This window comes from Vibrio sp. 10N.222.52.B7 (assembly GCF_041474275.1).
Classification (GTDB): domain Bacteria; phylum Pseudomonadota; class Gammaproteobacteria; order Enterobacterales; family Vibrionaceae; genus Vibrio; species Vibrio crassostreae_C.
Genome location: NZ_JBFRTU010000649.1, coordinates 1 through 362, shown reverse-complemented (window position 1 = coordinate 362; position 362 = coordinate 1). Strand labels below are relative to the sequence as shown.

Genomic DNA, 362 nt, shown 5'->3' with positions numbered 1-362 from the left:
AGTGACTCTACCTGTCTTGATGTGGGTTCTACAACTCGACTTCCTAACCGTACTGATCATGGACATCGGCCTAGTTATTTTCTTCGTACTTTACGCGATAGCGTTCAACTGGGCGTATGACTTGGTTCGAGATCAATTGGTTGCGAAAGGAAAAGTAAGTGTGCTGAATTAATAAAGCCGTCTTCAAAAGAAGACGGCTCATATTATTTAACTAAAGTAGAGATTATTTGCTACGAGATAGCACTGTTCCCTTTAGATACATCGGACCATGCTGTTGTAATCGCAACGCGAGATTTACTATCAAGGTTATCGATAAAGCCATTATCACCAGCCTGAGGCTCAAAAGCGCTCATAGCTTGAAC

1 protein-coding gene is annotated in these 362 nt (G+C 42.0%); it reads left to right on the top strand.

What is annotated here, in order from left to right:
- The coding region (locus AB4512_RS24640; RefSeq protein WP_372176099.1) for a chlorhexidine efflux transporter at positions 1 to 172 on the top strand (172 nt) is incomplete at its 5' end.
- Positions 173 to 362: the final 190 nt, after the last annotated feature.